The following is a 2827-nucleotide window of genomic DNA, read 5'->3' as shown; positions in this document are numbered from 1 at the left end:
AGTCAATCTAGTAGTTATGTACCTTATTTTACCTTAAAATGGCGATCGGTAAACTCCGCGTTATGGCGGATTCTAGACTCGATCGATCTGTATTGGCTGTAGACATCATCGCCATCCCACTCAATGTGGAATTTAGGGTGTGTTATCCCGTAAGGTAACGCACCCTAAACAGCAAGTTTCTAACTAAAGATACTATCAAAGAACTCGATCGATTCGAGTAAAGAGGCGATGAAAGTATCAATTTCCGCTTTAGTATTGTAGAAATACAAACTCGCCCGCGCAGTAGATTGAGCCTTGATAAAGCGGTGCAACGGCTGAGTACAATGATGTCCAGCACGGATCGCAATTCCGGCTTGATCCAACATCGTCGAAAGATCGTGAGGATGAACATCACCGGAAGTAAATGACGCTAGCGCAGCGCGTTCTTTCGGTGGTTTGGGGCCATATATTTTCACTTGAGGAATCTGCATTAATTTCTCAAATAAGTAGGTATTTAATTCAACTTCATAAGCATGAATTTTATCCATCCCGATATTAGTTAAATAATCTACCGCTGCTCCTAATGCGATCGCTTCAGCAATCGCCGGAGTACCAGCTTCAAACTTATGAGGCAAGTCTGCGTAAGTCGAATTTTCCAAGAACACATCGGCGATCATTTCACCACCACCTAAGAACGGCGGCATCGATCGCATTAAATTCAACTTACCATACAAGAAGCCAATCCCCGTCGGGCCGCACATTTTGTGTCCCGATACCGCCAGCCAATCACAATCCATATCCTGCACATCTAATGGCATATGTGGCGCACTTTGGCAAGCATCAATTAAGACTTTTGCGTCATATTGACGTGCCAGCGCAATGATATCTTTGACAGGATTGATACAACCTAAAGTATTAGAAACATGGACTACTGAAACTAGTTTCGTTTTCTCATTAACCAACGATTGATAATGTCCGAAATCAAACTCTTCCTCCGGTGTTAGTTGGACAAACTTCAATCGCGCTCCGGTTTTTTGAGCGACTAATTGCCATGGAATCAGATTGCTATGATGCTCCATTACCGAGAGGATCACTTCATCACCGCGCTGAAGATTGCTCAAGCCCCAGCTATAGGCAACTAGATTAATCGCTTCAGTTGCATTCCGAGTGTAAATAATCTCTTGCGAAGAAGCAGCATTGACAAACTTAGCAATTTTTTCTCTAGCACCTTCATAAGCATCCGTCGCCTCAGCACTGAGCGTATGTACGCCGCGATGAACGTTAGAATTGTAGTGACTATAGTAATGTTCGAGTGCATGAATGACCGCATGGGGCTTATGGGAAGTCGCCGCATTATCAAGATATACTAACGGCTTGCCATGCACTTCGCGATGGAGAATCGGAAAGTCTGCCCGAACTCGATCCGCAATAGTTAAGGTATCATTTTCTCTAGTTTGAATAAAAGTCATATCACCAGAATTTCCTGTAAGATTTTGGATTAGTCGTAGAATCGGGCTTTCTCTAGTCATTGCTTGCCAGTGTTTAGTTAGCTTTGAATGCTTTTACCGCTACTGCTAGTTTTTTACGGACTGAAGCGACGGGGATGCGATCGATAATCTCTACAGCAAAAGCGTTAATTAGTAATATTTTAGCTGTTTCGACATCTAAACCTCGGCTCTGGAGATAAAAGATCTCATCGTCTTCGAGTTGGCTGACTGTCGCCCCGTGGGAACATTTGACATTATCAGCGGTAATTTCGAGCTGTGGCTTAGTGTCGATGCGCGCCTTGGCAGAAAGTAACAAATTGCGGTTTAACTGCCCTGCATTGGTTTGCTGGGCGGCTTGGGGCACAAATACCTTACCGTTGAAAATCGCATGGGCGCGATCGTTTACGATACATTTGTGCAGTTGATTGGTGATGCCGTGGGGCTTAGTTAAGGCGATGACACTATGAGTGTCTGATTCTTGTTCGCCATTTACCATCGTCAACCCATTCAGATAAGTTTCAGTCTGTGCGCCGATTTGGAAGATTTCCCAATTATGCCGAGAGAGTTTGCTACCAAGCTCGATCGCGTTACCAGTATAGGAGCTATGCTCGGATTGCGAAACCGCTGTTTTGCCGATATGGATAGCAGCGATATCTTCGGCTTGGATGCGGGTATGATTGAGTTTGGCTGCTGCCCCCAACCAGATTTCTGTGACACTGTTATTGAAGTAGGCGCGGTTGGAAGCTGATGTGTGCAAGTATTCTTGAATGATAGTTGCGCTACTTCTCTGTTCTAACACGACTAGAGTGCGCGGTTGAGTCGCGATCGCCGTATCATCTACGGTAGTGATAAATAATAGCTGAATTGGGGACTCGATAGCTGTATCTGGAGCTAACCAGACTACGGCTGAATCATTAATTCCCGCCGTGTTAATCGCGGTAAAAACTTCTTCCCCACCAGGTTGTTTGCCCAGATAATCAGTGATGGCTAATCCAGCAGCGTTAGCTGCGGCTAAATTACCGATGAATACACCAGCAGGTAAGTTAGCAAGGCTGGAGAGTAAGGGCGCGTAGATGCCATTAATGAAGACTAACCGACTCTGAGCAGCTTCAGGGATAGCTAAATCGTCAATACTAACAGGCGGTAGCTCTTGACTCGGTGCTACGAATGTTTGCTTGAGCAATGGCGATAGATTAGTAAACCGCCATTCTTCATTCTTATTAGTCGGAATAGTTTCTTCTTGCAGATATCCAGCAGCTTGAGTACGAATATCTTGAAGTTGCGGATTTGGGGGCGGAGTGAGCGGTATGAGCTGGGTAAGAGTTGCCGTCATTGTCATATAACTTTAAATATCTATCTAG

General features: G+C 44.8%; 2 protein-coding genes. Both read right to left on the bottom strand.

From position 1 onward, the window contains the following. Positions 1-179 precede the first annotated feature (179 nt). Positions 180-1448, bottom strand: coding sequence for a SufS family cysteine desulfurase (locus tag RMO52_RS03155; protein ID WP_310410752.1), 1269 nt, complete (start codon positions 1446-1448; stop codon positions 180-182). Positions 1449-1521: 73 nt separating this feature from the next. Next, positions 1522-2805 carry a Fe-S cluster assembly protein SufD gene (gene sufD, locus RMO52_RS03150; protein ID WP_310410750.1) on the bottom strand — a complete coding sequence of 428 codons (1284 nt, stop codon included), beginning with the start codon at positions 2803-2805 and terminating at the stop codon, positions 1522-1524. Positions 2806-2827: the final 22 nt, after the last annotated feature.

The sequence above is a fragment of the Chamaesiphon sp. OTE_8_metabat_110 genome, from assembly GCF_031382685.1.
Classification (GTDB): domain Bacteria; phylum Cyanobacteriota; class Cyanobacteriia; order Cyanobacteriales; family Chamaesiphonaceae; genus Chamaesiphon.
The sequence above is the reverse complement of the archived record's forward strand: the minus strand, read 5'-3'. Positions and strand labels throughout refer to the sequence as shown.